Origin of the sequence: Microbacterium sp. ZW T5_45, from assembly GCF_044987415.1 — a bacterium.
Lineage (GTDB): Bacteria > Actinomycetota > Actinomycetes > Actinomycetales > Microbacteriaceae > Microbacterium.
This window is the reverse complement of sequence record NZ_JBJDRJ010000039.1, coordinates 1-25947: the sequence shown is the minus strand read 5'-3', so window position 1 is coordinate 25947 and position 25947 is coordinate 1. Positions and strand designations below refer to the sequence as shown.

General features: G+C 70.1%; 17 protein-coding genes. 14 read left to right on the top strand and 3 right to left on the bottom strand.

Annotation, left to right across the window (positions count from 1 at the left end; genetic code table 11):
- Positions 1 to 135: 135 nt before the first annotated feature.
- The 5 genes from ACI3KS_RS16335 to ACI3KS_RS16315 all read left to right on the top strand — a co-directional run bounded on the left by ACI3KS_RS16335 (position 136) and on the right by ACI3KS_RS16315 (position 6225).
- Complete coding sequence (locus ACI3KS_RS16335; RefSeq protein WP_404919599.1) at positions 136 to 501, top strand: L-rhamnose mutarotase; 366 nt, start codon at positions 136 to 138, stop codon at positions 499 to 501.
- Positions 498 to 1664, top strand: coding sequence for an L-rhamnose isomerase (rhaI, locus tag ACI3KS_RS16330; RefSeq protein ID WP_404919598.1), 1167 nt, complete (start codon positions 498 to 500; stop codon positions 1662 to 1664). Before ACI3KS_RS16335 ends, rhaI begins: the two co-directional genes overlap by 4 nt.
- A gap of 85 nt (positions 1665 to 1749) precedes the next feature.
- Positions 1750 to 2625, top strand: a complete 876-nt coding sequence (locus tag ACI3KS_RS16325; RefSeq protein ID WP_404919597.1) for an alpha/beta hydrolase — start codon at positions 1750 to 1752, stop codon at positions 2623 to 2625.
- A complete protein-coding gene (locus ACI3KS_RS16320; RefSeq protein WP_404919596.1) occupies positions 2622 to 4658 on the top strand; it encodes a bifunctional aldolase/short-chain dehydrogenase in 2037 nt (678 codons plus the stop codon). The genes ACI3KS_RS16325 and ACI3KS_RS16320 overlap by 4 nt, the downstream gene beginning before the upstream one ends.
- Before the next feature lie 166 nt (positions 4659 to 4824).
- Positions 4825 to 6225: a rhamnulokinase family protein gene (locus ACI3KS_RS16315; RefSeq protein WP_404919595.1), complete on the top strand. Its 1401-nt coding sequence runs from the start codon at positions 4825 to 4827 to the stop codon at positions 6223 to 6225.
- A gap of 156 nt (positions 6226 to 6381) precedes the next feature.
- Here ACI3KS_RS16315 and ACI3KS_RS16310 read toward each other — a convergent pair whose 3' ends face one another.
- From ACI3KS_RS16310 to ACI3KS_RS16300, 3 genes are all read right to left on the bottom strand, one after another.
- Positions 6382 to 8799: a glycoside hydrolase family 2 TIM barrel-domain containing protein gene (locus ACI3KS_RS16310; protein WP_404919594.1), complete on the bottom strand. Its 2418-nt coding sequence runs from the start codon at positions 8797 to 8799 to the stop codon at positions 6382 to 6384.
- The gene (locus ACI3KS_RS16305) at positions 8796 to 9704 is read right to left on the bottom strand and encodes a biopolymer transporter Tol (protein ID WP_404919593.1); all 909 of its coding nucleotides are present in this window, start codon (positions 9702 to 9704) and stop codon (positions 8796 to 8798) included. The genes ACI3KS_RS16310 and ACI3KS_RS16305 overlap by 4 nt, the downstream gene beginning before the upstream one ends.
- A 209-nt stretch (positions 9705 to 9913) precedes the next feature.
- Positions 9914 to 10570, bottom strand: a complete 657-nt coding sequence (locus tag ACI3KS_RS16300) for a TetR/AcrR family transcriptional regulator (RefSeq protein ID WP_404919592.1) — start codon at positions 10568 to 10570, stop codon at positions 9914 to 9916.
- A 196-nt stretch (positions 10571 to 10766) separates the two neighbouring features.
- Here ACI3KS_RS16300 and ACI3KS_RS16295 point away from each other — a divergent pair, with 196 nt between their 5' ends.
- The 9 genes from ACI3KS_RS16295 to ACI3KS_RS16255 all read left to right on the top strand — a co-directional run bounded on the left by ACI3KS_RS16295 (position 10767) and on the right by ACI3KS_RS16255 (position 25716).
- Positions 10767 to 12293: an ABC transporter substrate-binding protein gene (locus ACI3KS_RS16295; RefSeq protein ID WP_404919591.1), complete on the top strand. Its 1527-nt coding sequence runs from the start codon at positions 10767 to 10769 to the stop codon at positions 12291 to 12293.
- A gap of 80 nt (positions 12294 to 12373) precedes the next feature.
- The gene (locus tag ACI3KS_RS16290; RefSeq protein WP_404919590.1) at positions 12374 to 13315 is read left to right on the top strand and encodes an ABC transporter permease; all 942 of its coding nucleotides are present in this window, start codon (positions 12374 to 12376) and stop codon (positions 13313 to 13315) included.
- The gene (locus ACI3KS_RS16285; protein WP_404919589.1) at positions 13312 to 15186 is read left to right on the top strand and encodes a dipeptide/oligopeptide/nickel ABC transporter permease/ATP-binding protein; all 1875 of its coding nucleotides are present in this window, start codon (positions 13312 to 13314) and stop codon (positions 15184 to 15186) included. The genes ACI3KS_RS16290 and ACI3KS_RS16285 overlap by 4 nt, the downstream gene beginning before the upstream one ends.
- Positions 15183 to 16040, top strand: coding sequence for an ATP-binding cassette domain-containing protein (locus ACI3KS_RS16280; RefSeq protein WP_404919588.1), 858 nt, complete (start codon positions 15183 to 15185; stop codon positions 16038 to 16040). The genes ACI3KS_RS16285 and ACI3KS_RS16280 overlap by 4 nt, the downstream gene beginning before the upstream one ends.
- Positions 16037 to 18445, top strand: a complete 2409-nt coding sequence (locus tag ACI3KS_RS16275) for a glycoside hydrolase family 3 protein (protein WP_404919587.1) — start codon at positions 16037 to 16039, stop codon at positions 18443 to 18445. The genes ACI3KS_RS16280 and ACI3KS_RS16275 overlap by 4 nt, the downstream gene beginning before the upstream one ends.
- Complete coding sequence (locus ACI3KS_RS16270; protein ID WP_404919586.1) at positions 18442 to 19578, top strand: serine hydrolase domain-containing protein; 1137 nt, start codon at positions 18442 to 18444, stop codon at positions 19576 to 19578. The genes ACI3KS_RS16275 and ACI3KS_RS16270 overlap by 4 nt, the downstream gene beginning before the upstream one ends.
- Positions 19579 to 19631: 53 nt before the next feature.
- Positions 19632 to 21146, top strand: coding sequence for a family 43 glycosylhydrolase (locus tag ACI3KS_RS16265; RefSeq protein WP_404919585.1), 1515 nt, complete (start codon positions 19632 to 19634; stop codon positions 21144 to 21146).
- Positions 21143 to 23926 (top strand): family 78 glycoside hydrolase catalytic domain, encoded by a 2784-nt coding sequence (locus tag ACI3KS_RS16260; RefSeq protein ID WP_404919584.1) that lies wholly within the window; start codon positions 21143 to 21145, stop codon positions 23924 to 23926. The genes ACI3KS_RS16265 and ACI3KS_RS16260 overlap by 4 nt, the downstream gene beginning before the upstream one ends.
- 35 nt (positions 23927 to 23961) lie before the next feature.
- Positions 23962 to 25716, top strand: coding sequence for a DUF5605 domain-containing protein (locus ACI3KS_RS16255; RefSeq protein ID WP_404919583.1), 1755 nt, complete (start codon positions 23962 to 23964; stop codon positions 25714 to 25716).
- Positions 25717 to 25947 lie beyond the last annotated feature (231 nt).

Sequence of the window (25947 nt, the reverse complement as noted above, 5' to 3'; positions counted from 1 at the left end):
TCGTCCGCACGACCCGACCGGTTTCCGGCGGGTTATGCCTGAAACGATACAAGCCTCACCGGAAAGGTTGCGACAACGGCCCGGCATCCGTATTCTTGAAACGATTCATTACGAAACCCTGAGGAGTCGTCGACGATGACAACGCCCACCCGAGTGTGCTTCCGGCTGCAGGTGCGACCTGAGCTGCTGGACGAGTACCTCACCCGACATTCGCCGGTCTGGCCGGAGATGCTCGCAGAGATCTCCGCGGCCGGACGCCGCAACTACTCCCTGTTCCTCGGGGAGGGCGGCACGCTGATCGGCTACTACGAGACCGACGACGACGCGGCAGCGCAGGCGTACCTCGCCTCCTCCGAGGTCGCCGCCCGCTGGGAGGCCGAGATGGGCCGGTTCTTCGCCGACCTCGACGGCCGCCCCGACCAGGCAGCCACCCCCCTCACCGAGGTCTTCCACCTCGAGCAGCAGTTGAACGACATCCCCGCAGAAAGTGACCACTCATGAGCATCCTCTCCCCCGAGAACCTCGACGCCCTCGCTCAGCAGGGCATCGAACTGCCCAGCTGGGCGTTCGGCAACTCCGGCACCCGCTTCAAGGTGTTCGGCACCCCCGGCACCCCGCGCGACCCCTATGAGAAGATCGCCGACGCCGCGCAGGTGCACCAGTACACGAAACTCGCTCCGTCGGTCGCGCTGCACATCCCGTGGGACCTCGTCGACTCGTTCGACGATCTGCGCAAGCACGCCGAGGACCTCGGCGTCGAGCTCGGCACGATCAACTCGAACACCTTCCAGGACGACGACTACAAGTTCGGTGCCCTGACCCACGAGGACAAGGCGATCCGTCAGAAGGCGATCGACCACCACCTCGCGTGCATCGACGTCATGGACGCCACCGGCAGCCGGGATCTGAAGATCTGGCTCGCCGAGGGCTCGAACTACCCGGGTCAGGCCGACATGCGCGGCCGCCAGGACCGTCTGCAGGAGTCGCTGCAGACCATCTACGCACGCCTCGGCGACGAGCAGCGCCTGGTCCTCGAGTACAAGTTCTTCGAGCCGGCGTTCTACCACACCGATGTCCCCGACTGGGGAACGTCCTACGCGCAGGTCGTCGCTCTCGGCGACAAGGCCTCGGTCTGCCTCGATACCGGCCACCACGCCCCCGGAACGAACATCGAGTTCATCGTCATGCAGCTGCTGCGCCTCGGCAAGCTCGGCTCGTTCGACTTCAACTCGCGCTTCTACGCCGACGACGACCTCATCGTGGGCGCGGCCGACCCGTTCCAGCTGTTCCGGATCCTGTTCGAGGTCGTCCGCGGCGGCGGCCTGAACAACCCCGACGTGGCCTTCATGCTCGACCAGTGCCACAACGTCGAGGACAAGATCCCCGGACAGATCCGTTCGGTGCTCAACGTGCAGGAGATGACGGCGCGCGCGCTGCTCGTCGATCGCGACGCCCTCACCGCTGCGCAGAAGTCGGGCGACGTGCTCGCCGCGAACGCGGTGTTCATGGACGCGTTCTACACGGACGTGCGTCCGGCCCTCGCCGAGTGGCGCGAGTCGCGCGGCCTCGCCGCCGACCCGATGGCCGCCTATGCGGCATCCGGCTACCAGGCGAAGATCGCCGCCGAGCGCGTCGGCGGCGTGCAGGCCGGCTGGGGCGCCTGACCCCACCAGACCCGCCGGGTCGCGGGAGCCGATCCCCGCGACCCGGCGCCTCCCCCTCGAACAGCAGTCGGAAGGAACGGATGCCGTGAGCGACAGGATCCTCGATGGGCCGCATGGCCCGCTGCGCGTACGCGTCTACGCACCCCTCACACCTGCCGGTCCTGGCCTGGTCTGGCTGCACGGCGGCGGGTTCATGGGCGGCGACCTCGACATGCCCGAGGGCGACTGGGTCGCGCGCGCGTTCGCCGAACGCGGCATCGCGGTGGTCTCGGTCGACTACTCCCTCGCTCCCGTGCCGCACGAGTTGGCCCAGCCCGCAGGTTCGTCCGAGCGCGGCGGCGTGCACCACCCGGTGGCGCTCGACGAGGTCGAGCACGCCTTCCGCTGGGCCGTCGACTCGGATCTTGCGACCGGGCCCTGGGCGCTGGGCGGCGCGAGCGCAGGCGGCAACCTCGCTGCGGGCGCCGCGCTGCGTCTGAGTCACGCCGCCGGCCCGGTTCCCGCTCTTGCCGTGCTCGCGTACCCGACGCTGCAGGCGGTGCAGGGCGAACCGGATGCCGCGCTGCGCGATGCCCTCGACGCGAACCCGGATGCCGACCGCTTCGGCCCGGATGCCGTCCGCGGCATGTATGAGAACTACCTCGGCGGCCCGGTCGATGATGCGCCGATCTACGCGGTTCCCGGCACGGCATCCGCTGCCGATGTCGCACGCTTCCCCCCGACGATCATGATCAACGGCGACACCGACGAGCTGCGCGTCTCCGGTGAGGCGTTCGGCGCGCTGCTGCGCAGCGCCGGCGTCGACGTCGACATCTCGATCGAACCCGGCACCGTCCACGGACACCTCAACCGCCCCGAGGAGGCGGCGGCCTCAGCATCCCTCGATCGCTTCGCAGCCCGCATCCTCTCCCTCACATCCCTCGATACCTCCCTCGACTCCGACATCAAGGAACAGTCATGACGAACCCCACTGCTGCCGCCCTCATCGAGCGGTCGAATCGCCTCGGCGCCGACCCGAAGAACACCAACTACGCCGGGGGCAACACCTCGGCGAAGGGCACCGAGATCGACCCGGTCACCGGCCAGCCCGTCGAGCTGCTGTGGGTCAAGGGCTCCGGAGGAGACCTCGGCACGCTGAAGGAGCAGGGCCTCGCGGTCCTCCGCCTCGACCGCATGCGCGCCCTCGTCGACGTCTACCCCGGCATCGACCGCGAGGACGAGATGGTCGCCGCGTTCGACTACTGCCTGCACGGCAAGGGCGGAGCCGCTCCCTCGATCGACACCGCCATGCACGGTCTCGTCGACGCCGCGCACGTCGACCACCTGCACCCCGACTCCGGCATCGCGATCGCGACCGCCGCCGACGGCGAGGAGCTCACGGCCAAGATCTTCGGTGACAAGGTCGTGTGGGTGCCGTGGCGCCGCCCCGGTTTCCAGCTCGGACTCGACATCGCGGCGATCAAGGCGAAGAACCCGCAGGCGATCGGCACGATCCTCGGCGGGCACGGCATCACCGCCTGGGGCGAGACCTCTGAGGAGGCCGAGGCCAACTCGCTGTGGATCATCGACACCGCCGCCGCCTACATCGAGGCGAACGGCAAGGAGAACCCGTTCGGCGGCGTCCGCGCCGGCTTCGAGGCCCTCCCCGAGACCGAGCGCCGCGAGCGCGCCGCCGCCCTCGCCGCCACCATCCGCGGCATCGCCTCGCAGGACAAGCCGCAGGTCGGTCACTTCACCGACTCCGACGTGGTGCTCGACTTCCTCGCCTCCGAGCGAGCCCCCGAGCTCGCCGCCCTGGGCACGAGCTGCCCCGACCACTTCCTGCGCACCAAGGTCAAGCCGCTCATCCTCGACCTGCCCGTCACGGCATCCGTCGACGAGCAGATCGCGCGCCTGCACGAGCTGCACGCCGAGTACCGCGCCGACTACCAGGCGTACTACGACGCGCACGCGACGGCCGAGTCGCCCGCGATCCGCGGCGCCGACCCGCTCATCGTCCTCGTCCCCGGCGTCGGCATGTTCTCCTACGGGGCGAACAAGCAGACCGCTCGCGTGGCCGGCGAGTTCTACGTCAACGCGATCAACGTCATGCGCGGCGCCGAGGCGCTCTCGACCTACTCCCCCATCTCGGATGCCGAGAAGTTCCGCATCGAGTACTGGGCGCTGGAGGAGGCCAAGCTGCAGCGACAGCCGGCGCCGAAGACCCACCAGGGCCGCATCGCGTTCGTCACCGGTGCCGCCTCGGGCATCGGCAAGGCCATCGCCGTGCGTCTCGCGGCCGAGGGCGCCTGCGTCGTGGTCGCGGACCTCGACCTCGAGAAGGCTCAGGCCGCCGCGGCCGAGCTCGGGAACACCGATGTCGCGATCGGCGTCGCCGCGAACGTGGCGGATGCCGAGGCGATCCAGGCCGCACTGAACGAGGCCGTGCTCGCGTTCGGCGGCGTCGACCTCGTGGTCAACAACGCAGGCCTCTCGCTGTCGAAGCCGCTGCTGGAGACCACCGAGAAGGACTGGGATCTGCAGCACGACGTCATGGCCAAGGGCTCGTTCCTCGTGTCGAAGGCCGCGGCGCGCGTCCTGATCGATCAGAAGCTCGGCGGAGACATCATCTACATTTCCTCCAAGAACTCGGTGTTCGCCGGCCCGAACAACATCGCCTACTCGGCCACCAAGGCCGACCAGGCCCACCAGGTGCGCCTGTTGGCGGTCGAGCTCGGCGAGTTCGGCATCCGCGTCAACGGCATCAACCCCGACGGCGTCGTGCGCGGCTCGGGCATCTTCGCCTCGGGCTGGGGCGCGAACCGCGCCGCGACCTACGGCGTCGCCGAGGAGGACCTGGGCCAGTTCTACGCGAACCGCACGATTCTCAAGCGCGAGGTCGTTCCCGAGAACGTCGCGGATGCCGTGTTCGTGCTGACCGGGCCGGAGCTGTCGCGCACCACGGGCCTGCACATCCCCGTCGACTCCGGCGTCGCCGCCGCCTTCCTCCGATGACGAGCGCCGTGGGGTTTCGTCTCGCTTCGCTCGCTCAACGACCAGGGTTCAGAGCACCGGTCGTTGAGCGCCCTTCGTCTCGCTTCGCTCGCTCAGGGACCGGGGTCGTCCACGCGACCCGGTTCCTGAGCGAGGAGCGCCAGCGACGAGACGAAGGACGTCTCTCATGACCTCCCGCGTCGTCGCGGCCGTCGATCTCGGCGCGACCAGCGGTCGTGTCGTGATCGGGCGCATCGGCGATGGCCGGCTCGACCTCGAGCTCGTCTCGCGGTTTCCGAACGGTCCCGTCGAGCGCGAGGACGGACTGCACTGGGACTTCGGCGCACTATACGAGCACGTCGTCGAGGGCCTCGTCGAAGCTGTGCGCCGCGAGCCAGGGATCGAGAGCATCGGCATCGACTCGTGGGCGGTCGACTACGGCCTGCTCCATGATGGCGAGCTGCTCGCCGAGCCGTTCCACTACCGCGACGAGCGCAGTGAGCGCGGTGTCGACGAGGTGCACGCCGAGGCTCCGTTCACCGAGCTGTACCAGCGCAACGGTCTGCAGTTCCTGCCGTTCAACACGCTGTACCAGTACCGGGTCGACAGCCGGATCGCCGACGCCGACACGGCTCTGCTCATCCCCGACCTCATCGCCTATCTGCTCACCGGCAGCGCCGTGGCCGAGCGCACGAACGCCTCGACCACCGGCCTGCTCGGCGTGGCGAGCGGCGAGTGGGACGCCGAGCTCGCCGACCGTCTCGGCATCCCCTCCGGCATCCTGCCCCCGCTGGTCGACCCCGGCACCGAGGTCGGCCGACTCCGGCCGGAGCTCGCCGCACGGATCGGCAAGGATCTGCCCGTGATCGCGGTCGGCTCCCACGACACGGCATCCGCCGTCGTCGCTGTGCCGCTGTCGACCCCGGATTCGGCGTACATCTCCTGCGGCACCTGGGGCCTGGTGGGCGTGGAACTCACCGAGCCGGTGCTGACGGATGCCGCACGCGAGGCGAACTTCACGCATGAGCTCGGTGTCGACGGGCGCTACCGCTTCCTGCACAACGTCACCGGCCTGTGGCTGCTCAGCGAGACCGTGCGCGCGTGGGAGGCCGAGGACGGATCGTCGATCGACCTTCCCGACCTGCTCGCGCAGGCTGCCGCCGTCGAGGGCGCGGTGCCGATGTTCGACGCGAACGACGCCTCGCTCAGCGCTCCGGGCGACATGCCCGCGCGGATCTCCGCCCTGCTCGGCGACGACGCACCGGCGTCCCGTGCAGCGTTCGCGCGCGCGATCGTGGAGTCGATCGCCGCGGCGTTCGCGGATGCCGTGCGCACGGCATCCGCCCTGTCGGGCCGGGAGATCGACGCGATCCACCTGGTGGGCGGCGGGTCGCTGAACCGACTGCTGTGCCAGGCGACGGCCGATCGCACCGGGGTTCCGGTGCTCGCGGGTCCGGTCGAGGCGACGGCACTGGGCAATGTGCTCGTGCAGTTCCGGGCGATCGGCGCGGCTCCGGCGACGCTCGAAGAGCTGCGCGCGCTGGTCGCCGAGACGCACGTCCCCGAGCGCTACGACCCGCGCGCCTGACCCTGCGCGCACCCCGCGCTGGTCACCCTCCCCTGGGTGCCCCGCACCGATGCCCCCGCTGAGCTACCACGCCCCCGCTGATTCACGTGAATCAGCGGGGGCGTCGTAGGTGAAGCGGGGCGCCGGCGCCCTCCGCAGGGCTCAGCACTGCGAGACTCAGCGCGCGGCGAGCACCACGTCGACCGGCGCGAAGCCCTCGGCCTCGGCCGTCACGCGCACCTCGCCGGCAGCGGCCGCACGCACGATCGCGATGAGCCGCCCGTCGTGCGTCGTGACCGTGGGGCCGGCGAAGGACTCCTCGGTGCGCGCACGCCCCGAGCCGATGCCGGCGAGCTCGCCGCCCTCGACCGACACCGTCACGGCCCGATCCGCCGTCGGGACGAGGACGCCGGATGCGTCTTCGAGCACGATCTCGACGTATCCGAGCCCGTCTCCGGCAGCGAACACCGGTGCCTCGGCACGCACGACGAGCGCAGGCGCCCCCGCCGTACGCAGCACCGCGCGTCCGACCTCAGCACCGTCCGCGAACGCCACTGCCACCAGCTCACCCGGGCGGTAGACCGTCTCGAACCGCGCGATGATCGGCCGCGGCGACCCGACGGCAGCGCGTCCGAGCGACTCCCCGTCGAGCAGCAGTTCGACCTCGTCGGCATCCGCATAGACGTCGACGGTCACCGGTGATCCGGCGTCCACGCCCCAGGTCCAGCTGTCGAGCACGTCGTCCCACGACCAGGGCGTCTTGGTCACAGGGCGGCCGTGGTGCTCGGGCCGGTGCACGGCGATCGCGGGTCCCCTGGTCAGACCGAACGCGATCTCGCGGTAGTGCGACGCGGGCAGTCGATGGCCCGTCACATCGATGTCGCCGCAGTCGGCCAGCAGGTAGGGGAAGGGCCCTGCGGTGCCGGTCGCGACATAGCCGTCGACGTCGGTGTAGTCGACCCGGCCGATGCCGGCCTCGCCGATGTAGTCCCACCCGGTCCAGGTGAAGTCGCCGATCACGTGCGGCAGACGACGCACGTCCGACCACAGCGAGGCGATGCGGTCGGGGAACGTCTCCGACCCCACGATCACCCGGTTCGGGAACAGTTCGGCATCGAGGTCGTAGCGCGAATCGGCGTAGTTGAAGCCGACGACGTCGAGCACCGCGGCCGACTCCTCGGTCGTCTCCGTGATGAAGGTCGAGGCGTTCAGCAGCGCCATGCGCTCACCCATGTCGGCCATCATCGTGTTCGGATCGCTCGCCTCGGCCTCGGCCATCAGCTCGCCCATCTTGGCGAGGTTCGCGATGATGCCGTTGATGCCGTTGGTGACGAACCGCGAGGGATCGAGCGTGCGGAACTCCTCGGCGAGGCGCCGGCTCCACGTCGCCCCGTGCGGGGTCGCGAGCTCCAGGATCTCGTTGCCGATCGAGTACAGCACGACGCTCGGGTGGTTGCGATCCTTCGCGACGAGCGCCGCCACGTCGCGCTGCCAGCGCTCATCGAAGCCGACCGAACTGTCGAACGCGGTCTTCGACTTCGTCCACACGTCGGTGAGCTCGTCCATCACGATCACGCCGTGCGCATCGCACGCGTCAAGCAGCGCGCGCGATGCCGGGTTGTGCGCGCTGCGGATCGCGTTGAACCCCGCGGCCTTCAGACGGCGGACCTTGCGGTCCTCGGCATCCGCGACGGTCACCGCGCCGAGCGGGCCGTTGTCGTGGTGCACGCACGATCCGCGCAGATCGACCGTGACCCCGTTGATGCGCAGACCGTGTGCGGTGTCGAGCTGCAGACGACGGATGCCGAAACGCACGACATCCTCGTCGGCCACCACGCCGTCGGCGTCGAGCAGCTCGGTGCGCACCGTGTACCTGTGCGGCGAGTCGGGTCCCCACAGCAGCGGAGCGGCGACGGGCACGCGAAGTCTGGCGATGGCATCCGCTCCGGGCAGCACGGTGATCGGCGCGTTCCCCGAGGCGACCTCGATGCCGTCGGCCGCCGCGATCGACCAGCACACCCTCCGGGTCGCGGTGTGCCGGGTGGCGTTCTCGACGCGCGTCGCGATCTCGACGATCGCGCGCTCCTCGTCGATGTCGCGGCTGTCGGCGGTGGTGCCGTCGAGAGCGATGTGCACGGGGTCGGCGACCACGAGGTGCACTGGTCGGTAGATGCCGCCGCCCGTGTACCAGCGGCTGTCGCGGTGCACGCGCGCCTCGACCGTGATGGTGTTGGTGTCGCCGAAGCGCAGGAAGGGGTCGGCGTCGACGACGAAGGCGGCGTAGCCGTTCGGTTCGTGGGCGGCGAAGTCGCCGTTGATGGAGACGGTGGCGTCGCGGTAGACGCCCTCGAACTCGATCCGCACCGACTTCTCGGCCCACTCCGCCGGCACCTCGAAGCTCTTGGTGTACTCGAAGACGCCGCCGGGGATGTACCCGGCGTGCACACCCTGCCCCGACTCCGGCGAGCGCGGCAGGTCGCGCAGCGCGTCGTGCGGGATCGACACCGGAACCGCCGCTGTCGTCGCGGTCCGCGACTCGAAGGCTCCGAGCTTGGGGCCGACGGTCCAGCCGTCTCGGAAGGATGTGCGGATCATGCGTGCTCCTCGGCAGGGGTTTCGACAGTCATGGGGTAGTCGACGAAGGCGAACTGCTCGCCGTCCGGCGACCAGCTGTTGACGTTGATGGTTCCCTGGCCTCCGCGCAGGGAGGCGATCGTGCGGGCCGACGCCCAGTCGTCGCCCTCGACGAGCCGCAGCTCGACGTCGAGATCGGCCGGGTGGCCGATCGTCCCCGGCGGATAGCTCAGATAGACGATGCGTCGCCCGGTGGGATCGAGGTGCGGGAACCAGTTCACGCGCTCGTCGAAGGTCAGCTGCTGCAGATCGGTGCCGTCGATGCGGACGCGCGCGATCTGCGCGTGCCCCGGCATCGCCGTGAACCGCTCGGTGTTGAGGTACAGCCATTCCCCCGCGGGGTCGTATTCGGGTCCGTCATCCGGACCTGATCCCGTCGTGACCGCACGGTCGCCGGAGCCATCGACCGCGATCGAGTGCACCACGCCCGAGTCCCAGCCGCGCTCCGGATCCAGCGCGACGTAGGCGAGGCGCGACCCGTCAGGGCTGACGCCGTGCAGGAAGTGCCAGTGGCCCGCGTCGCCCGCGGTGATGCGCCGTACAGCGCCGCCCGCGAGCGGCGCCTCGTAGAGATGACCGTCGTTGGCTGACACGAAGATCGTCTCGGCAGCGGGATGCAGCACGTGGTCGTTGTTGAGCTCGGGAAGGTCGTCATGCCGGATGCGGACGGGCGCGGCCGAGCCGTCGGCCGGCATCCGCCACAGCACGCCGTCGCCGTTGAGGATCAACTCCCCGGATGCCGTCCAGTTCGGCGCCTCCCGCAGCACGTCCGCGTCCTCGTGCACGATGCGGGAGACTCCGGATGCCACGTCCATGACGTGCACACGGCAGCGCTGGCCGTCGGCCAGCGTGCGCGCCCAGCCCATCAGAGCGCTCCCCTTCGGCCGCCCCCGTCACCGCGCGATGCGGGCGTGTCGAGATCGGGCAGCGACGGCACGGACAGAGAACGGGGCGGCATTGCACTCCTCGGGATGACGGCATCGCATGGCTGCGTCACGCAGAACCAGGCGTCTTTTGAAAATCTAGTAGCTGCTCGGTATTTCCACCAGCACGCGATCACTCGACGAGCCGATGCCTAGACCGACTCGCTTCCCGGCTCGGGTTCCTCCCAGTCGATGTCGGCGAAGCCGGCGACGAGCACCTGCAGCGCCTCGGCCATGTCGACCACCTCACGGTCGAGCAGCCATTGCACCTGCAGTCCGTCCATCATCGCGATGAGCATCACCGCCGCCCGATCCGGGGTCATCCCCGGCGCGAGCCTGTCCTCCGCCTCCAGGGAGGCGAACGCGTTGGACAGGTTGCGACGCGTGTACTCGTAGCGACGAAGGAAGTACGCATGCGCGGGGTGATCGGGCGAGGTCGCCTCGGCCGACAGGGTGCAGAAGAGTTCCACGACACCGGGGATCGACGCGTTGTACGAGGCCAGCCTCACGAGCCCGCGCAGCACGGCCTCGCCGTCATCGCTCTCGATCGGCACGAGCTCGCGGGCCTTGTCGTCGCGGTGCTCGAGCACGGCTTCGAGCAGGGCGCTCTTGTTCGCGAAGTGGTGCAGCAGGCCCGCCTCGCTCATGCCGACGCGCTGGGCGATCTCTCGCAGCGAGCCCGCTCGATAGCCGCCGTCGGCGAACACCTCGAAGGCGGCTTCCATGATCGCCTTGCGGGTCTTCCGCGTCTTCGCGTACTCGCCGCGCGCCCGCCGCGGGGGCGTGCGCGCCGTCTCGGTCTTCGTCATCGGTTGTCACCGTACCGCAGGTCGTCCGCGTCGTCGCGGATGATCCCGAAGCCTCTCTCAGAGTCAGTTGTATAACGAAATCCGAAGAACCGCTAGATTTTTGCTTCCAAAACCTAGCGAGCGCTCGTTTTTACTGCTACGTTCGCTCGACAGAGGCGATCCGCAGGGGTATCGCCCTCGATGAAAGGGACCAAGGATGTTCCGTTGGAAGGCCACAGCAGCCACCGTCGCCATCGCCGCTCTCGTTCTCACCGGATGCTCCGGCGGATCGACTGACGGAGGATCGGGCGACTCGGGAGGCGGCACCCTCACCCTCGGCGCGATCACGCCGCCCACCACCTTCGACCCGGCCGGCTCCGAGTGGGGAAACCGCGCCCCGTTCTACCAGGCCGTGTTCGACACGCTCCTCCTCGCGACGCCGGAGGGCACCATCGAGCCGTGGCTCGCGACCGAGTGGTCGTACAACGACGACAACACGGTGCTCACGCTCACGATCCGCGACGACGTCACGTTCTCCGACGACTCGAAGCTCACCGCGCAGGTCGTCGCCGACAACCTGCAGCGCTTCAAGGACGGCACCTCGCCCGACGCGAACTACTTCGCCGACGTCGCGAGCTTCGAGGCCCCCGATGACACGACCGTCGTCATCACGCTGAACGCGCCGAACCCGGCGCTGCTGAACTACCTCACCCGCGACCCGGGCCTGGTCGGCAGCGGCGAGTCGCTCGGCAACGACGACCTCGCCACCAACCCGGTCGGTTCCGGCCCCTACATCCTCGACACCGCGGCGACCGTGACGGGCACGAGCTACACGTACACGAAGAACCCCGACTACTGGAACCCCGACGTCCAGCACTACGACAAGCTCGTGATCAACGTGCTCGCCGACGCGACGGCATCCCTCAACGCCATCAAGGCGGGCGAGGCGAACGGCGTGAAGCTGGCCAGCAACGACAACCTCGCCGAGGTCGAGGGCGCAGGCTGGACCATCAACGCCAACGAGCTCGACTTCCAGGGTCTGCTGCTGCTCGACCGCGCAGGAACCATGAACCCGGCGCTCGCCGACGTCCGCGTCCGACAGGCACTGAACTACGCCTTCGACCGCGACGCGATGCTCGAGGCGCTGCAGCTCGGCAACGGCACCGTCACGACCCAGGTGTTCCCCGAGGGCTCCGCGGCGTACGACCCCGAGCTCGACGACTACTACAGCTACGACCCCGAGAAGGCAAAGGAGCTGCTGGCCGAGGCGGGCTACTCCACCGGCCTGACGCTGGAGATGCCGTCGTCGACGCTGCTCGGCGCGACGACTTACACGCTCATCGAGCAGCAGCTCTCGGATGTCGGAATCTCCGTGGAGTACACCGACCCCGGCAACAACTTCATCGCGGACCTGCTGGCACCGAAGTATGCGGCGTCGTTCATGGCACTCGAGCAGAACCCCGACTGGCAGCTGATCCAGTTCATGATCGCTCCGACCGCGATCTTCAACCCGTTCGGCTACAGCGACCCGCAGGTCGACGAGTACATCAACGAGATCCAGTACGGCGACGAGGCGACGCAGGAGTCGGTCGCCAAGGAGCTGAACACCTACATCGTCGAGCAGGCCTGGTTCGCTCCGTTCTACCGCGTGCAGGGCAGCTTCGCCACCGACGCGAACACCACGGTCGAGGTGCTCCCGACCAATGCGTTCCCCGCGATCTACGACTTCCAGCCCAAGTCCTGACGCGATCATCTTCGGCCCGCCCGTCGCTTCGGCGGGCGGGCCGGAACCATCGATTCCTCCTTCAGACACAGGAGCGCAGCATGCTCATGTTCATCGTGCGCCGGATACTCTCCGGCATCGTCCTGCTCGCCGTCATCTCCATGGTGACGTTCGGGCTCCTCTTCCTCGACAGCGCGAACATCGCGCGTCGCATCCTCGGCCAGAACGCCACCGAGGAGCTCGTCGCCCAGAAGTCCGCGGAACTGGGCCTCGACCGCCCGCTGGTCGCGCAGTACTGGGACTGGCTGACCTCGGCCCTCACGGGTGACCTCGGTCGCTCCTGGTTCAACGGCCAGCTCGTCTCGGTCAGCCTCGGAGGCCGCCTCAGCGTCAGCCTCTCCCTCGTCATCGGCGCGACGCTGATCTCCGCCGTCCTGGCGATCGTGCTCGGCGTCCTCGCCGCTCGTCGCGGCGGCTGGATCGATGCTGTCGTGCAGTTCATCTCGGTGATCGGCTTCGCGATCCCCGGCTTCCTCATCGCCCTCTATCTCGTGCTGATCTTCGCGATCAACCTGCGCCTGTTCAAGGCGACCGGGTACATCCCGATCGCCGAGTCCTTCAGCGGATGGCTGGCCTCGGTCACGCTGCCGATCATCGCCCTCTCGCTCGGCGCGATCGCCGCCGTGGCCCAGCAGGTGCGCGGCTCGGTCGTCGACGCGATGTCGCGCGACTACGTCCGCACGCTCCGCGCCCGCGGCCTCTCCGACGGCAGCGTCATCTACAAGCACGTGCTGCGCAACGCCGGCGGTCCTGCCCTCGCAGTGCTCGCCGTGCAGTTCATCGGCCTCCTCGGCGGCGCCGTGATCGTCGAGCAGGTCTTCGCCCTCCCCGGCATGGGCCAGCTCACCGTCGCCGCCACCACGCAGGGAGACATCCCCGTCGTGATGGGCGTCGTGATCGCGTTCGCCGTGATCGTGCTCATCGTCAACCTCGTCATCGACCTCGCGCAGGCCGCGCTCAACCCGAAGGTGCGACTCTCATGACCGCCATCGACGTTCCCCCCGCAGTGCCCACACCCGCGGTGAAGACCTCGCTGCTGCGTCGCCTCGCCCGGCGCCCCGTGCCGCTCGCCTCGCTGATCTTCCTCAGCCTGGTCGCCCTCATCGCGATCATCGGTCGTTGGATCGCCCCCTACGACCCCAACCTCGCCTCCCTCCAGCTCGTGCTGGCCGAGCCGAGCGCCGACCACCTGCTGGGCGCCGACAGCGCGGGACGCGATGTGCTCTCGCGTCTGCTCGCCGCGACGCAGATCACCCTGGCCGCCGCCCTCGTCGCCGTCGTCACGGCCATCGTGATCGGCGTGATCTCGGGCCTGATCGCCGGCTACTACCGCGGCTGGTTCGACTCCGTCGCCTCGTGGGTCACCTCGCTGGTGATGGCGCTCCCCGGCATGGTCGTGCTGCTCGCGGCCCGCACCGTCCTCGGTCCGAGCGTCTGGCTGGCGATGTTCATCTTCGGCATCCTGCTCGCTCCCGCCTACTACCGCCTGGTCTACGCCGCGGTGACCGGCGTGCGCGGCGAACTCTACGTCGACGCGGCGCGGGTCTCCGGTCTCTCCGACATGCGCATCATCGGCCGCCACATCCTGTCGGTGGTCCGCGCCCCGATCATCATCCAGTCCGCCATCATCACGGGCATCGCGATCGCCATCCAGTCGGGACTCGAGTTCCTCGGCCTCGGGGACATGAGCGTTCCGACCTGGGGCGGGATGCTGAACGACGGGTTCGCGAACATCTACAAGCAGCCGCTGCTCATGGTGTGGCCCTCCCTCGCGATCGGTCTCACGGCCGTCGCTCTGACCCTGCTCGCCAACGGCATGCGCGATGTGCTCGAGCGCACCACGGTGGTGCGCCGACGGCGTCGCCGTGCGGTGACCACCGCGACCGGCTCCATCGCCGCCGTGACCACGTCGATGAGCCTCTCCGGCGGTGACCTCGACGCGCTCGAGGACTCCGCTCCCCTGCCCCTGATCGGCGACACGATCGTGCACCCCGACGACGAGCGCACGGGCGCCCTGGCCCCCTCGCCGATCCTCACCATCTCCGATCTGCGCGTCGCGTACGAGCAGCAGGAGGGCGAGGACATCGAGGTCGTCCACGGCGTCTCGCTGAAGATCCGCAAGGGCGAGGTGCACGGCCTGATCGGCGAGTCCGGCTCGGGCAAGACCCAGACCGCCTTCGCCGTGCTCGGCCTGCTGCCCCGCGGCGGCCGCGTCACCGCCGGTTCGATCGAGTTCGAGGGCACGCAGCTCGCCGATGCCTCGGAGCGCACCTACAACAGCGTCCGCGGCAAGCGCATCGGGTACATCCCTCAGGAGCCGATGAGCAACCTGGACCCGTCGTTCACGATCGGGTACCAGCTCGTGGAGCCGCTGCGGCGCAACCTCGGGCTGTCGAAGAAGGAGGCCACCGACAAGGCGCTCGCGCTGCTCGACCGGGTCGGCATCCCGAACCCGAAGCGCACGTTCGCGGCGTACCCGTTCGAGGTGTCCGGAGGCATGGCGCAGCGCGTCCTCATCGCCGGCGCCGTCTCGACCGACCCCGACCTCATCATCGCCGACGAGCCCACCACGGCTCTCGACGTGACGGTGCAGGCCGAGGTGCTCGATCTGCTGCGCGATCTGCAGCGCGAGCGCGAGATGGCGATGCTCCTCGTCACGCACAACTTCGGCGTCGTCGCCGACCTGTGCGATCGGGTCACGGTCATGCAGCAGGGCCTGTTCGTCGAGCAGGGTCCCGTCCGCACGATCCTCGGCACCCCGTCGCACCCCTACACGCAGTCGCTGCTGGACGCGATCCTCGACGAGGGTCCGGCCCGCGGTCCGCTCATCGCCGCCGAAGGAGGCCGGTCATGAACAACAGCTCTCTCCTCGAGGTCGAGAACCTCCACGTCACCTACCCGGGAAAGGGCTTCCGCGCGCAGCCGTTCCATGCGCTGAAGGGCGTCTCGCTCGACATCCGCCCTGGCGAGACCGTCGGTCTCGTCGGCGAATCCGGGTCGGGCAAGACCACGCTCGGACGCGCGGTGCTCGGACTCGCGCCGGTGACCGAGGGCTCGGTGCGCTTCGACGGTCGTGAGATCGGTCACCTCGGCCGCCGCGAACGCCGCAGCCTCGCCAGCGAGATCCAGGTCGTCTTCCAGGACCCGTACTCGTCGCTGAACCCGTCGATGACGATCGCGCAGATCCTCGCCGAGCCCCTCACCGCTCGCGGCGTCGCCGCGAAAGAGGCGTTCGCGCGGGTGAACGACCTGCTCGACCGCGTCGGACTCCCGGCGGATGCTGCCCGCCGGCTGCCCCGAGAGTTCTCGGGCGGCCAGCGCCAGCGCGTGGCGATCGCCCGCGCGCTGGCGCTGGATCCGAAGCTCATCGTCTGCGACGAGCCCGTGTCGGCGCTCGACCTGTCGACCCAGGCCCGCGTGCTGGACCTCTTCATCGAGATCCAGGAGCGCACCGGCGTCGCGTACCTCTTCATCTCGCACGACCTCGCCGTCGTGCGTCACATCAGCCACCGCGTGGCCGTGATGTACCGCGGCGAGCTCGTCGAGACCGGCGACGGCGACCAGGTCACCGCACGCCCCGAACACCCGTACACGCAGCGACTCTTCCTCGCCGCGCCCGTGCCCGACCCCGATGCGCAGCAGAAGCGTCGCGCCGACCGCCGCGCCCTGCTCGACGCGCAGAGCTCTTCCGAAGGAGCAGCCGCATGACCGCCTCGACCGACCACCTCCTCCCCCTGCTCGAGAAGCTGACGCTCGAGCAGAAGGCGGCCCTCGTACAGGGTGCCGACTTCTGGACGACGGTGCCGCTGCCCGAGATCGGACTGCGCGCCCTCACCCTGTCCGACGGCCCCGCGGGTGTCCGCGGGCCGCGGTGGGACGAGCGCGAGCCCTCGCTCAACCTCCCCTCCGGCTCGGCACTGGCCGCCTCGTGGAACGCCGACCTGGCGCACCGCTACGGCGCGGCCGCGGCATCCGAAGCCCGTCGCAAGGGCGTCGACGTCGTGCTCGGCCCGACGATCAACCTGCACCGCTCGCCACTGGGCGGACGCCATTTCGAGTGCCTCAGCGAGGACCCCGAGCTGACCTCCGTGCTCGGAGCCGCCTATGTGCGCGGCATGCAGGAGAACGGCGTCGCCGCGACCCCGAAGCACTACGTCGCGAACGACTCCGAGACCGACCGGTTCACGGTCGACGTCGAGGTCGACGACCGCGCGCTGCGCGAGCTCTACCTCGCGCCGTTCGAGCGCGCGGTCGCCGAGGCCGGCGCCTGGTCGGTCATGAGCGCGTACAACTCGGTCGACGGCGTGACCATGACCGAGAACGACCTGCTCGAGAACCCGCTGAACAGCGAGTGGGGCTTCGATGGCGTCGTGGTCAGCGACTGGACGGCCGTCCGTTCGCTCGACGCGGTCGCCGCCGCGCAGGACCTGGCGATGCCCGGCCCTGCTCCCGCCTGGGCCGACCTCGTCGAGGCCGTCCGCGACGGCCGTGTGCAGGAGTCCGACATCGATCGCAAGGTGTTGCGCATCCTGCTGCTCGCCGAGCGTGTCGGCGCGCTCGAGGGCACAGCGGCGATCACTCCGGCCCCGCTCGACGGTCCGGCATTCGCCCGCGAGGCTGCGATCGAGGGGTCCGTGCTGCTGCAGAACAGCGGCGTGCTGCCGCTGGATGCCGACGTGCTCTCGCGCGTCGCGATCATCGGTCACAATGCCCGCGAGGCCCGCACGCAGGGCGGTGGATCGGCGACCGTGCTTCCGGAGGAGGTCGTCTCGCCGCTCGACGCGATCCGCGCCGCGCTGCCCGACGCCGCCGTCCGCTACGAGCTCGGCGCGGTCGTGCAAGAGGGCGTCGCCGAGATCCCGCTGCACGCGATCGTGAACCCGGCGACCGGCGAGGCGGGCCTGCGGGTCAGCTTCTACGACGCCGATGGGACCGAGCTGTTCGCCGAGGACCGCCGCGCGACCGCCCTGGTCTGGTTCGGCGGCGACGCCCCGATCGGCGCGAGCCGCACGGTCGTGCTCGAGACCCGCTACACACCTGACGAGTCCGGCGAGATCCAGCTGGGCTTCGCCGGCGCCAACCCCGGCAAGGTGTTCGTCGACGGTGAGCTCGTGATCGACGACGTCCCGGTGATCGAGGGCACCGACCTCGGCGCCGCGTTCCTCAACCCGCCGTCGTTGACGGCGGGCGTGCAGGTCGAGGCCGGTCGTACGATCGGCATCCGCGCCGAGTTCACCCGCGAGTCGCAGGGTGCTCTCGACGGTGCGCTGAGCGTCACGCTCGGCATCGCTCCCGAGCGCACCGAGCCGGAGGAGCTCATCGCCCGTGCCGTCGAGGCCGCACGCGAGTCCGAGGTCGCGATCGTCGTCGTCGGCACGAACTCGAAGGTCGAGTCCGAGGGCTACGACCGGGTCGACCTCGACCTGCCCGGACGTCAGGACGACCTCGTCCGTGCGGTCGCCGCCACCGGCACTCCGACCATCGTCGTCGTCAACGCCGGCTCCCCCGTGGTGCTGCCGTGGGCCGCCGACGTCGCCGCGATCGTCCAGGGCTACTTCGGTGGCCAGGAGTTCGGACACGCGATCGCCGATGTGCTGACCGGCACCGCCGAGCCCGGCGGGCGCCTGCCCACCACATGGCCGGCGGCTCTCGCCGACGTCCCGGTGTCCGACGTGACCCCGGTCGACGGGCGTCTCGTCTACGGCGAGGGCGTGCACATCGGCTACCGCGCCTGGCTGAAGGATGGTGCCCGGCCGGCCTTCCCGTTCGGTCACGGCCTCGGCTACACGACCTGGTCGTGGGGCGCGGCCCAGCGCCACGAGGACGCGGTCGAAGTCACCCTCGCGAACACCGGCGAGCGCGCCGGCAAGCAGGTCGTGCAGGTCTACGCCGAGCGCGCGGACTCTGCGGTCGATCGCCCCGTGCGCTGGCTGGTGGGCTTCGCGGTCGTGACGGCTGAGCCCGGTCGCACCGTCACCGCGACGATCCCGGTGCCCGACCGCCGCCTGGCGCACTGGGCCGGCGAGTGGGTCGTCGAGCCCGGCGAGTACACGCTGCACGTCGGCGCGTCCGTCACCGAGCTGCCGCTCTCGCTCGTGTGGGAGCAGGCATGAGCGTCTCCGCGCTGAACGGCGCCCTCCAGGGTCGCGCCGACGACCGCCTCGGCGGCGTCGTCGAGTCCCTGGAGGGTCACCTCGCCGGGGACGCCGACCTGTCGTTCCAGGTCGCCGCGTTCCACCACGGCGAGCTCGTGCTCGACGCCTGGGGCGGCCCGCACCTCGGCGAGCACTCGATCACCGTCCCCTACTCGGTGACGAAGAACACGATCGGCCTGTCGATCGGCCTGCTCGTCGAGCGGGGCGAGCTCGACCTCGATGAACGCGTCGCACACTACTGGCCGGAGTTCGCCGCCAAGGGCAAGGACCGCGTCACCGTGCGCCAGCTCCTGTCGCACCAGGCCGGTCTGCCGCAGGCGACGCCCGGTCTGAACTGGGACGAGCTGCTCGATCACCATGCCGCGGCCGACCGGCTGGCCGCGAGCCGCCCGTTCTGGCTTCCCGGCAGCGCCTTCGGCTATCACGCGATCACGATCGGCAACCTGGGTGACGAGCTCGTCTTCCGAGTCACCGGCCGCACACTGCACGAGTTCTACGAGCAGGAGATCCGCCGGCCGCACGGTATCGACTTCTTCCTCGGGCTGCCTTCCTCGGAAGAGGAGCGACTGGTGCCGCTGCTGCCGATGGTGCGCCCGGTGTCCGACACCTCGACGCCCTCGTTCTCGGCGCTCGGCCCTGTCGTGTTCGGCATGATGGGTGCGGGCGACGTCGACCTCGGACTCTCGCCGCGCAGCTGGCGCTACGGGCATCCCGGCGGATCGGGCACCGGCACGGCTCGCGGGCTCGCCCGCCTGTTCGCCAGCGCCGTCACCGGCGTCGAGGGCGCGGCTCCCTTCCTCTCCGCCGACACGGTGGAGCAGATCGGCCAGCAGCAGATCCGCGGCTACGACGAGGTGCTGCACCAGCAGGACCGCGCGCACGCGATCGTGTTCCAGAAGCCCTCACAGCAGCTCGCCTTCGGCGGACCGCGCGCCTTCGGGCACGACGGCGCCATGGGCGCTCTGGCGTGCGTCGATCCCGACACCGGCATCGCGTTCGCCTGGACGATCGCCCGCGGCCCGTGGCCCGGCGGAGCGGATCCCCGTGCGGTCGCCCTCGCGCGCACGCTCGGCGGGGTCCTCGCCGCCTGAGCATCCACTCGCCCCGCAACGACACACCCCGACCCGACACCGAGAGCAGTTCGATGACGACGCTGTACAACCCGCTGATCAACGGCTTCCACCCGGACCCCTCGGTGGTCAGGGTCGGGGAGGAGTGGTTCCTCGCCACCTCGACTTTCGAGTACCTCTCAGGAATCCCGATCCACCGATCGCGCGACTTCGAGAATTGGGAGCTCATCGGTCACGTGGCCACGCGCCCCGGCCAGCTCGCCGTCGAGGACGTGCCGACCGCCGGTGGCGCGTGGGCACCGACCATCCGGCACCGCGATGGGGTGTTCCACCTCGTCATCACCGATGCGATGGGCCGCGGCATGCTGCACTTCACCGCGACGGATGCCGCCGGCCCCTGGAGCGACGGCGACCTGGTCCGCGCACTTGACGGCTCGGCCTCCGTCAACGGCATCGATCCCGACCTCGCCTGGGGTGCGGACGGCACCGCGTACATCACCTACTCCGGGCTCATCCTCGAGGGCGAGAACCTGGGTCAGCACCTCGGCATCCAGCAGGTCCGCGTCGATCTCGACGAGCACCGTGCACTCGAGGAGCCCCGCTCGCTGTGGTCGGGAACCGGCGGGCAGTTCCCCGAGGCACCGCACCTGTACGAGGTCGACGGCCGCTGGTACCTGATGATCGCCGAGGGCGGCACCGAACGCGGCCACGGCATCTCGATCGCCCGCGGCGACTCCCCCGAAGGACCGTTCGAGACCGCTCCGCAGAACCCGCTCGTCTCGGCGCGCTCGACGATCCGCCCGATCCAGAACACCGGTCACGGCGATCTCGTCGTCGGGCCCGACGGCGACTGGCTGTGCGTGCTGCTGGGCGTGCGCCCCCGCAGCATGACCCGTGCCTTCTCGGCTCTGGGCCGCGAGACCTTCGTGACCCCCGTCCGCTGGGAGGCGAACGGCTGGCCGGCCATCGACCCCGTGCTGCTGAACCCGCGCCCCGGCACCAGAGTCGACATCGACTTCTCCGCGGTCCGCGAGCTCGACGGCGAGTGGATCGCGGTGCGCACGACTCCGGCATCCGTCGCCGATCTCTCGTCCCGCGCCGACGCGATCGTGCTGCACGGCACCGGACGCACGCTCGATGACCCGCGCCCCGTCTTCCTCGGCCGCCGCCAGGAGCACCTGACGAACGCCGTCACGATCGGCATCGACGTGGCCGCCGGCGTCGGCGGGCTCGCGGTGCGCTACGACGAGCGCTTCCACGTCGAGGTCGAAGCGGGCGACGGTGTGATCACCGCCCGCGCGGTCATCGCCGACCTCGTGCAGGAGTGGACGGTTCCGCTCACGGCGGATGTGCTCGAACTGCACATCGACTCGCGGCCGCCCGCGCCGTCGGGAGGGTTCCCGCGCACGAGCGACGTGTTCCACCTCGCCGCGAGCGTCGCCGGCGAGCGCATCGAGCTCGCGGAGGTCGACGGACGCTTCCTCTCATCCGAGACCACCGAGTCGTTCACCGGACGGGTGATCGGCGCCTACGCGCTCCGCGGCGACATCGCGGTGACGAGCTGGACCGCAGAAGGAGACGACGAATGACGGATGCCGCACGTATCTCGACCCTGCGCGCCGAGCTGCGCGACGACACAGCCTTCGTCGCGACGCCCACGCCTCGGCTGAGTTGGAAGGTGGAGTCCCCGATCACCGGGTGGCTGCAGGAGTCCGCCGAGCTCACCGACGGCACCCGGACCGTCACGATCGACGACGGCGAGAGCGCGCTGGTCGCCTGGCCGTTCGAGCCGCTCCATGCCGGTGAGACGCGTGAGGTTCGGGTGCGCGCCCGGTCGACCGACGGCGGCGAGACCGAGTGGAGCGAGCCCCTGCGCGTCGAGGCCGGCTACCTCGCCGAGGGCGAGTGGGTGGCGCAGCCCATCGGTCTCGCCGACCCGGAGCGCGACGCGCAGCCCGCGGTCGTGCGCACCTTCTTCGAGCTGGATCGTCCGGTCGTGCGCGCTCTGCTGTTCTGGACCGCCCTCGGCGTCGCCGAGCCCGAGGTCAACGGCGCGCCCGCCTCCGCCGACGTGCTCTCCCCCGGCTGGACCGCGTACCGCGACCGTCTGGTGCACGAGACCGTCGACGTCACCGCCCTGGTGCACGCCGGACGCAACGAACTGAGCGCCACGATCGCCGGCGCCTGGTATACCGAGAAGTACGGCTTCTTCGTGTTCACCAATCGTCTGTACGGCACCCAGCCCTCGTTCCTCGCGCAGTTGCGCGTGACCTACGCCGACGGCTCCTCCGAGACCCTGGCCGCGACCGGTGAGGGCTGGGAGGCTGCGGGCGACGGCCCCGTCGTCGACAGCGGCATCTACCCGGGCGAGCACCAGGATCTGCGCCGGACGGCATCCGCCTGGACTCCGGCACGCGTCGGAGCCGCAGCCCTGCCCGGCTACGAGAACGTGCCACTGCCCGAGGCCAGGGTCGCACCTCCCGTTCGGCGCGTCGAGACGCTCCCCGTCGTCGACACGATCACCACGCCCTCGGGCGGGACGATCCTCGACTTCGGCCAGAACCTGGTCGGACGCCTGCAGATCCGCCTCCGTGGCGAGGCCGGCACCCGGGTCGTGGCGCGCCACGCCGAGGTGCTCGAGGACGGCGAACTCGCACTGCGTCCGCTGCGCAACGCCGCGGCGACCGCGACCTTCGACCTCTCCGGCAACGACGACGTGCTGGAGTCGCGCTTCTCGTTCTACGGCTTCCGCTACGCCCAGATCACCGGGGTCGACATCGATCCGGCCGAAGTCGAGGCCGTCGTGCTGCACACCGACATGACACGCACCGGATGGTTCGAGACGTCCGACCCGCTGATCGACCGTCTGCACGAGAACGTCGTCTGGGGCATGCGCGGCAACTTCCTCTCGATCCCCACCGACTGCCCGCAGCGCGACGAGCGCCTCGGCTGGACGGGCGACCTGCAGGTGTTCGCACCGACCGCCAGCTTCCTGTACGACAGCGACGGCTTCCTCACATCGTGGTTGCGGGACCTCGCGCTCGAACAGGGACGACACGACGGCTCCGTCCCCGTCGTGATCCCCGCGGCACTCCCTTCCTTCGGCGCAGCAGGCGGAGCCTCACCCGCGGCATGGGGCGACGCGGCGACGGTCGTGCCGACCGTGCTCTTCGAGCGCTACGGTGACCGCGCGGTACTCGCCGCCCAGTATGCGAGCATGCGCGACTGGGTGGACGCCGTCCGCCGTGACGCCGGCGACAGCGGCCTGTGGGCCGGCCGCATGCAGCTCGGCGACTGGCTCGACCCCGCGGCTCCCCCGGAGAAGCCCGGCGAGGCGAAGGTCGACTCCGACATCGTCGCGTCCGCGTACTTCGCCCGGTCTCTGCGCCAGGTGGCGGAGGCGGCGCGCGTGCTGGGATTCGACGAGGATGCCGCGACCTACGGCGACCTCGCCGAGCACAGCCGACTCGCCTTCGTGGCCGAGTACGTGACGCCGGCGGGACGCATGATGAGCGACGCCGTCACCGCCTACGCGCTCGCCCTCGAGTTCGACCTCGTGACGGATGCCGCGCAACGCCGCGCCCTCGGCGACCGGCTCGCCGCGGTGGTGCGCGAGAGCGGCTACCGGATCGCGACGGGATTCGTCGGCACCCCGCTCGTCACCGATGCGCTGACGAACGCCGGGCACCTCGACGCGGCGGAGCGCCTGCTGCTGCAGACCGAGTGCCCGTCGTGGCTCTACCCCGTGACGCAGGGCGCGACGACGGTGTGGGAACGATGGGATTCGCTGCTGCCCGACGGCACGGTGAACCCGGGCGAGATGACCTCGTTCAACCACTACGCACTCGGCGCCGTTGCCGACTGGCTGCACCGCACGGTCGCGGGTCTCGCTCCCGCAGCGCCGGGGTACCGTCGGCTGCGGATCGCCCCGCGTCCTCTGCAGGCGCTGGGCCGCGCATCCGCGCGGCACGAGACGCCGTACGGCACGGCATCCGTCACGTGGGTACGCGAAGGGGCCGAGATCGTCGTCACCGCCGTCGTGCCGGCCAACACGACGGCCGAGGTGTCGGTACCCGGCGCTCCCGACCTCGTCGGCGCGGGCCGGCACGAGTGGCGGTACACGCCCGAACCCCTTGCCGTGCGCCCCGCGCTGCCGGGTCTCGAAGCCGCGCTCGCCGACGTGATCGACGACCCGCGTGCGTACCGCGCGCTGTTCGAGACGCTCGCCGAGGTCGCACCGGATCGCGTCGAGGCGGTGCGCGCCGGCACACTGTGGGGCACCGGACGGCCCCTGTCGACCGCCCTCATGTTCACCCCGCCCGAGGTGCTCGCCCGCGTGGACGAGGCCATCCGCACCGCCACCGCCTGACCAGAGCCTGACCGCTCCCTGACCAGAAGGACGCCATGTTCGACCGTCGCTCCACGTTCGGAGAAGCCCTCGACAACCCCGCAGCCCGCGCCGTGCTCGAGCGGCTGATGCCCGGAGTCGCCGCGTCTCCGATGGCGGTGCAGTACCGCGACGGCCGGCTCGGCACGCTCATCGCGATCGTTCCCGCGCTCGAGAGCGTCGAGGCCCGTGAGGCGTTCTGGGCCGAGCTCGCCGAGATCGACGACGACGTGGTGCGCTCACCGTACGCACCGGCGATCGCGCCGGACCCGTCGTACGAATCCGTTGCCGTCGAGCGCGGCTCCGCCACGGTCTCGGTGCCGTCGTCGACGACGCTGTGGGCTCCCCTCGAGATCCGCATCGAGGGGCCGTCGCACGGCAACCCGTTCGTCGACGTCGAGCTCGACGCGGTATTCACCCGCGGGGGTTCCGAAGTCCGTGTCGGCGGGTTCTACGACGGCGACGGCGAGTACGTGATCCGCGCACTGGCGGATGCGGAGGGCGACTGGTCGTTCGTCACGCGCTCCACCGCGCGGTCGCTCGACGGTCTGACCGGCTCGGTCACCGTCGGCGCGGCGGCCGAGGGCGCGCATGGCCCGGTGCGGGTCGACGGCTTCCACTTCGCGCACGCCGACGGCACCCGGCATCGCCCGCTGGGCACGACGGCGTACGCGTGGACGCACCAGCCGGAGGAGTTGCAGGAGCAGACGCTCGCGACGCTCGCCGAGGCGCCGTTCACGAAGATGCGCATGTGCGTGTTCCCGAAGTCGTACCTCTACAACGCGAACGAACCCGAGGACTTCCCCTTCCCGGGGTCGCTTGCCGACGGCTTCGACCTGGAGCGCTTCGACCCGGCGCACTTCCGCCGACTGGAGCAGCGCATCGTGCAGTTGGGCGAGCTGGGCATCGAGGCGGATCTCATCCTGTTCCACGCCTACGACCGCTGGGGCTTCGCGGATCTCGGCCCCGACGTCGACGACCGCTACCTGCGCTACGTCGTGCGGCGGTTGTCGGGCTTCGCGAACGTCTGGTGGTCGATGGCGAACGAGTACGACCTTCTCTGGGCGAAGGACACGCCCGACTGGGAGCGCCTCGCGGCGATCGTGGGCGAGGAGGACGCGTTCGGGCACCTCAACTCGATCCACAACTGCCGCCCGTTCTACGACTACTCGCAGCCGTGGATCACGCACGTGAGCGTGCAGCGCGTCGACGTGTACCGCACCGCGGAGAACACCGACGAGTGGCGCGAGCGGTGGGGCAAGCCCGTCGTGATCGACGAGTGCGCGTACGAGGGCGACATCGACCAGGGCTGGGGGAACATCACCGGGGAGGAGATGGTCCGCCGGTTCTGGGAGGGCGCGGTCCGCGGCGGCTATGTCGGTCATGGCGAGACGTACCTGCCGTCGGCACTCGGGCTCGAGGACGAGGTGCTGTGGTGGTCGAAGGGCGGTGTGCTGCACGGCAGCTCGCCCGACCGCATCCGGTTCCTCGAGGAGCGGCTCGCCGAGGCCCCTGGCGGGGTCTGGGATCCGCTGCCCGGCGACTGGGATGTGCCATGGGGTGGCGTCGAGGGTGAGGTGCGCGTGGGCTACTTCGGTTTCAACCGGCCGCGCTTCCGCAACGTGCTGCTCACCGACGGTGAGTGGACGATCGACGTCATCGACACCTGGAACATGACCGTCGAGACGCTTCCCGGAACTCATGGCGCGGGTTCGGTGCGGGTGGAGCTGCCTGGCCGCCAGTTCATGGCGATCCGGATCTCGCGCGCCTGAATGTCGCAGTCGGCGGGACCGACCGGTTCGCGCGAGACCGCCTTGCCAGTGCGAGACCGACGGTTTCGGGTGAGACCGACGTTCCTGCACGATACCGACGCGCACTAGGGCGGCCCGCGTGTCGTGGAGTGTTGTTCTCATTTCCGTTCTGGTTAGGCCGCTTTGGCGGCGGTGGTCCGTGTCAGATGGGCCATCGCTTCGGCTGGAGTGGCGTAGCCCAGGGCTTGATGG

Excerpts from the sequence above, each read along its gene's own strand:
- ACI3KS_RS16260 (WP_404919584.1), top strand. The coding sequence starts at position 21,143 with ATGACGGATGCCGCACGTATCTCGACCCTGCGCGCCGAGCTGCGCGAC.
- ACI3KS_RS16335 (WP_404919599.1), top strand. The coding sequence starts at position 136 with ATGACAACGCCCACCCGAGTGTGCTTCCGGCTGCAGGTGCGACCTGAG.
- ACI3KS_RS16290 (WP_404919590.1), top strand. The coding sequence starts at position 12,374 with ATGCTCATGTTCATCGTGCGCCGGATACTCTCCGGCATCGTCCTGCTC.
- ACI3KS_RS16320 (WP_404919596.1), top strand. The coding sequence starts at position 2,622 with ATGACGAACCCCACTGCTGCCGCCCTCATCGAGCGGTCGAATCGCCTC.
- ACI3KS_RS16305 (WP_404919593.1), bottom strand. The coding sequence starts at position 9,704 with ATGGGCTGGGCGCGCACGCTGGCCGACGGCCAGCGCTGCCGTGTGCAC.
- ACI3KS_RS16295 (WP_404919591.1), top strand. The coding sequence starts at position 10,767 with ATGTTCCGTTGGAAGGCCACAGCAGCCACCGTCGCCATCGCCGCTCTC.
- ACI3KS_RS16265 (WP_404919585.1), top strand. The coding sequence starts at position 19,632 with ATGACGACGCTGTACAACCCGCTGATCAACGGCTTCCACCCGGACCCC.
- ACI3KS_RS16300 (WP_404919592.1), bottom strand. The coding sequence starts at position 10,570 with ATGACGAAGACCGAGACGGCGCGCACGCCCCCGCGGCGGGCGCGCGGC.
- rhaI (WP_404919598.1), top strand. The coding sequence starts at position 498 with ATGAGCATCCTCTCCCCCGAGAACCTCGACGCCCTCGCTCAGCAGGGC.
- ACI3KS_RS16270 (WP_404919586.1), top strand. The coding sequence starts at position 18,442 with ATGAGCGTCTCCGCGCTGAACGGCGCCCTCCAGGGTCGCGCCGACGAC.
- ACI3KS_RS16285 (WP_404919589.1), top strand. The coding sequence starts at position 13,312 with ATGACCGCCATCGACGTTCCCCCCGCAGTGCCCACACCCGCGGTGAAG.
- ACI3KS_RS16310 (WP_404919594.1), bottom strand. The coding sequence starts at position 8,799 with ATGATCCGCACATCCTTCCGAGACGGCTGGACCGTCGGCCCCAAGCTC.
- ACI3KS_RS16255 (WP_404919583.1), top strand. The coding sequence starts at position 23,962 with ATGTTCGACCGTCGCTCCACGTTCGGAGAAGCCCTCGACAACCCCGCA.
- ACI3KS_RS16275 (WP_404919587.1), top strand. The coding sequence starts at position 16,037 with ATGACCGCCTCGACCGACCACCTCCTCCCCCTGCTCGAGAAGCTGACG.
- ACI3KS_RS16280 (WP_404919588.1), top strand. The coding sequence starts at position 15,183 with ATGAACAACAGCTCTCTCCTCGAGGTCGAGAACCTCCACGTCACCTAC.
- ACI3KS_RS16315 (WP_404919595.1), top strand. The coding sequence starts at position 4,825 with ATGACCTCCCGCGTCGTCGCGGCCGTCGATCTCGGCGCGACCAGCGGT.